Source organism: Phenylobacterium sp. (assembly GCF_036723115.1).
Lineage (GTDB): Bacteria > Pseudomonadota > Alphaproteobacteria > Caulobacterales > Caulobacteraceae > Phenylobacterium.
This window is the reverse complement of sequence record NZ_DAIMHV010000198.1, coordinates 1-4,029: the sequence shown is the minus strand read 5'-3', so window position 1 is coordinate 4,029 and position 4,029 is coordinate 1. Positions and strand designations below refer to the sequence as shown.

3 protein-coding genes and 1 riboswitch are annotated in these 4,029 nt (G+C 73.5%); all 3 genes read right to left on the bottom strand.

Going from position 1 to position 4,029, the window contains the following annotated elements; translation table 11 throughout:
• Window positions 1-2 precede the first annotated feature (2 nt).
• Window positions 3-113, bottom strand: a riboswitch (ZMP/ZTP riboswitch).
• A gap of 62 nt (window positions 114-175) precedes the next feature.
• From V7D28_RS14250 to V7D28_RS14240, 3 genes are read right to left on the bottom strand one after another with little or no spacing between them, the layout of a single operon-like run.
• Window positions 176-1,915 carry a heparinase II/III family protein gene (locus V7D28_RS14250; protein ID WP_333588046.1) on the bottom strand — a complete coding sequence of 580 codons (1,740 nt, stop codon included), beginning with the start codon at window positions 1,913-1,915 and terminating at the stop codon, window positions 176-178.
• Between the two features lie 9 nt (window positions 1,916-1,924).
• The gene (rpe, locus tag V7D28_RS14245) at window positions 1,925-2,587 is read right to left on the bottom strand and encodes a ribulose-phosphate 3-epimerase (RefSeq protein WP_333588045.1); all 663 of its coding nucleotides are present in this window, start codon (window positions 2,585-2,587) and stop codon (window positions 1,925-1,927) included.
• A gap of 51 nt (window positions 2,588-2,638) precedes the next feature.
• Window positions 2,639-3,919, bottom strand: coding sequence for an RsmB/NOP family class I SAM-dependent RNA methyltransferase (locus V7D28_RS14240; RefSeq protein WP_333588044.1), 1,281 nt, complete (start codon window positions 3,917-3,919; stop codon window positions 2,639-2,641).
• Window positions 3,920-4,029 lie beyond the last annotated feature (110 nt).

Here is a 4,029-nt window from a genome sequence, read left to right as displayed (position 1 = left end):
GAGTTTAGAGCCTGATTCAACGATCAGACGGTTCCGTCTGATCGCATCAGGCTCTTGCGTTCGACGCTCCCCGGTGGTTCCCCACCTTGATTTCGCCAGTCACGCCGAACAGGCGGGCTCTAGACCCCGGCGGCGGCGGGAGTCAATGCGACGCCCGCGCCGAACCTTCCGGGCCTTAACGCGGGGGCGGCCAGGGCTCGGCGGCGGCCAGTTTCCAGCGCAGGCGCGCCCCGGCCTCCTGGCGGACCTGGCCGCGCAGGACGATCTGGCTGGTCCGGCGGCCCTGGCCATCCTGGAAGACCACCGAGGACTCGATGGCCACCTCCATGGCGTCATTGCGCAGCCACCAGCCGGTCTCCTCGCCGTCCGGCTTGATCAGCACGCTCTTTCCATCCCGGGCCAGGGAGGCTTTGGCGTCCGGATGGACGTGGAAGCGCACAACGAAGGGGATGAACCGGCGGGGGTCCTCGCCCTTGGGCGCCGGCGTGGCCGGAAGGAACCGATCCTCGCCCCGCAGCTCGTCGGCGTTGAGGTCGAGATAGAGCCGCCGCTCGTGCCGCAGCCCAAACCGCCGGGCCCAGCCGTCATGGGCCATTTCCAGCCACAGGGCGCCGTCGGCCTGGTGGCGGCGGGCGGCGACCGGGGCGAAGGCGTCCACCAGCCGTGGCCCGAGCGCGCCGGCGCGCATGCCCCGCACGGGCTCGCCGCAGGGCAGGTCGCCCAGGGAGGCGGTGGAGGCCGCATCCACCAGGCGCAGGGCTTCGGGCCCCACGGCGTCCGGCGACCAGCCCCCATTGGTGATGGCCCGGCGCCCGCCGATCAGAATCTCCACAGCCAGGGGCTGGGCGCAGGCCGTCACGCTCCAGGGCCCGGCGGCCGGCGCCTCCACATCGGCGACGATCTGCAGGCTGCGGCTTTCCAGGCGCTGATAGCCGTTTCTTTGGGCGGGCAGGGCGCGGGCGGCGTCGTCCTCGCTGGCCCGGGCCGCGGCCACCAGGGCCGGCCGCAGGGCCTCGCCCCCCTGGAAGACTGGCAGGGCGCCGTCGGCCAGGGTGAAGAAGCGCACCGCACCGCTCAGGCGGTCGATGGCCCGCATCATCTCATCGGGGGCGACCATGCCCCTCTGGGCCAGGGCGCCGTCCAGGGTCTTCAGGTCCAACAGCAGGTTGAGGGCCGCCTGGGGGCTGCGCGAGGCGTGGCCGCCGTCGGCCAGGACGGTGTGGGGCAGGGCGCGGGCGAGGCGATCCAGGGCCTTGGCGGCCAGGCGCTCGCCGGCCTCTCCCGCCAGCGCCGCCCCGGCCATGGCCGCCGCGGCGCTGCGTTCGGCGGCCCGAACCGGGCCTTCGATGGTGAACAGCAGCTGCCGCCCCTGCCGGGCGAGATCGAGCGCGATCAGGGCCTGCTCGGCGTCGGAGGCCTTGGCGCAGATGGCCCGCGCGCCGCAGGCCAGGTTGAACACCCGACGCTCCAGCACGTCAGGGTCCCAGGAAAAGCCGTTCCAGCGGCCGAAAATCCGTCGCCAGGCCAGGGTCAGGCGCAGGCCCTCGGCCGCCCCGCTATCGCCGACGGCCAGCAGGTCCCGCAGCCAGTCGAAGCGATGCAGGGCCACGGCGAAGCGGCGGCTGGGATTGGGGCGGTCCCAGGGGTCGCCCTTGGGGCCGGCGTGCAGGGTGGCCCCGGCGAAGGTGAAGTCCCCCACCAGGATGCGCCGGCCGTTCTCCGGCCGGCCGGGACGCAGGTCCGCCGGAGCGGCGGCCAGACCCTCGGGCTTGGGATGGGCCAGCAGCCAGCGATGCAGGGGCGTGCCGCGCCATTCCCGCTGGATCTGGCGCTGCAGGCCGACGCCCAGGGCGAGCGCGGTGATCTGTCCAGGCCAGCGCCGGGGGGTCGGGGAAGGGGTGGGCTGTCCCGTCACGCCCGAGCCTCACGCGCCCCGGAGGGCGGCGATGTTGGCGGCGTAGGCGTCAGGCCCGCCCTTGAACACGGCTGTTCCGGCCACCAGGGCCGTGGCGCCGGCCTCCAGGCACAGGGGCGCGGTCTGCGGCGTCACCCCGCCGTCCACCTCCAGATGGATGTCGCGACCGGAAGCGTCGATCATCTCCCGCAGCTTGCGGATCTTGGCCAGCTGCGAGGTCATGAAGCTCTGGCCCCCGAAGCCCGGATTGATCGACATGACCAGGATCAGGTCGATCTCGTCCATCATCCATTCGATCACCGAAGGCGAGGTGGACGGGTTGAACACCACGCCGGCCTTGCAGCCCAGGCTGCGGATCAGCTTCAGGGTCCGGTTCAGATGCGGACCGCTCTCGGGATGGACGCTGATCAGGTCGGCGCCGGCCTTGGCGAAGGCCTCCACATAGGGGTCCGCCGGCGCGATCATCAGGTGAACGTCAAAGGGTATCGAGACGTGGGGCTTCAAGGCCTTCACGACGTCCGGCCCGATGGTGATGTTGGGCACGAAGTGGCCGTCCATCACATCGATATGGACCCAGTCGGCGCCGGCCGCCTCGATGGCGCGGCACTCCTCGCCCAGGCGGGCGAAGTCGGAGGCCAGGATGGAGGGAGCGATGATGGGGCGCTTTGTCATCGCACCGACTTAGCCCAAGCCTGCGCGTCGCCACAAGGACCGCAGGCCCGTTCAGCCCTGGCGCACCATGCGGGCGATATAGAAACCGTCGGTTCCCCCCGGCCGGTGGTGGGGCAGGATGCGCAGGGTTCCATCCGGACGCAGGCTGGCGTCGGGGGCGCCGCCCTCGCCGGGGACGGCGGGCTCCAGGGCGAAGTCGGGCCGGGCGCGCAGGAACGCCTCGATCTGAGCCTCACCCTCCTCGGGCTCCAGGCTGCAGACGCAATAGACCAGCCGCCCGTGCGGAGCCACCTGTTCGGCGGCCGCGGCCAGCAGCCGGGCCTGGGTGGCGGCCAGGGCGGCGATATCCCCGGGCCGCGCCGCCCACAACACGTCAGGGTGGCGGCGGAAGGTGCCGGTGGAGGCGCAAGGGGCGTCCAGCAGCACCCCGTCGAAGGGACCGCCCCGCCAGGCGGTCCCGTCGGCGGCCAGGGTGCGGGCCGCAAGGCCGGTGCGCTTCAGGTTCTCGGTCAGGCGCTTCAGCCGCTGGGCCGAGCGGTCCAGGGCGGTCACCTCGGCGCCGGCGGCGGCCAGTTGCAGGGTCTTGCCCCCAGGGGCGGCGCAGAGGTCCAGGATGTGCTGGCCCGGCGCGGGCTCCAGCAGACGGGCGGCGACGGCGGCCGAGGCGTCCTGCACCCACCAGGCGCCGGTCTCGAAGCCCGGCCAGGCGGCCACGTCCCCCCGGCGGGTGGTGCGCACGCCGCCGCCCGGCAGGATTTCGCCCTCAAGCGCCTCGGCCCAGTGGGCGGCCGTGGAGGGGTCGCGCAGGGACAGGTCGGTGGCCGGCTCCTGTGCGATGGTCGCGGCGATGGCCTGGGCCTCGTCCTCGCCATAGGCGGCGCGCCAGCGGGCCATCAGCCAGTCCGGCGCCAGGCTGTCGGCGGCCGCCAGGTCCGGCGGCTCGCGCAGCAGGTTGCGCAGCACAGCATTGACCAGCCCCTTGAAGGGCCGCGAGTCCCGGCGGCCTGCGGCCAGGTCGACGCTGGTGGCCACGGCGGCGAAGGCCGGGGTCTCCATCAGGAAGGCCTGGGCGACGCCCAGGCGCAGGATATGGCGCACGGCCTCCGGCGGCTCCTTGGCCAGCCGTCCGTCCAGGGCGCGGTCGATGGGGCCCAGGCGACGCAGCGTCGCCATGGCCAGGGCCCGGGCGAAGGCGCGGTCGCGCAGGGGCAGGGCGTTGAATCCCGGGGCCGACAGAGCCTCGTCCAGGCCCGAGCGGCGGGCGAGGGCTGCGGCCAGAATGTCGAGGGCGGCGGCGCGGGCGGGCAGGCCGATATCGTTGCGGTCGTTCACCGGGCGTTGCCTGCCTGCTCCGCCGTCCCAGGGCAACCCCCAACCTCATCGCGCCGCGCCTGCGCGGGCTGGCGGTCGGGGCGCAGGCGTCCTAAATCCTTGGGCATGAC

What these genes read in the sequence shown, in the direction of transcription:
- rpe (WP_333588045.1), bottom strand. Translation starts at nt 2,587, where the DNA reads ATGACAAAGCGCCCCATCATCGCTCCCTCCATCCTGGCCTCCGACTTC.